At 41.4% G+C, this 280-nt stretch carries 1 protein-coding gene; it reads right to left on the minus strand.

The window, feature by feature from the left end; all coding sequences use genetic code 11:
* Positions 1-280: hypothetical protein (locus SSIN_RS10760; protein WP_037618415.1), on the minus strand; the 280-nt coding region annotated here is incomplete at both ends.

The following is a 280-nucleotide window of genomic DNA, read 5'->3' on the forward strand; positions in this document are numbered from 1 at the left end:
AAGCTGAATCGGTTGATCTGTATTCTTATTGATAAACGTTTTCCTTGCAGCAACCGGCACTTTAACCTTGGTAGCTTTGTACGTATTTGTGAATGTCTGAATTCCGGCATCTGTAATGGTGTTGATGGCACCAGAGATTGGTGGTACAAGATTAGAACCAGGTGCTGAAGTTGAAAAATCAGCTGCTGGAAGTGCTACTTGAGAAATTTCGAATTTTTCAACCCAGGCAACCAGCTGACCTCTTCCATTATCATAGACGTGTACAATTACAGGAACTGTT

Origin of the sequence: Streptococcus sinensis (assembly GCF_000767835.1) — a bacterium.
GTDB classification, from domain to species: domain Bacteria; phylum Bacillota; class Bacilli; order Lactobacillales; family Streptococcaceae; genus Streptococcus; species Streptococcus sinensis.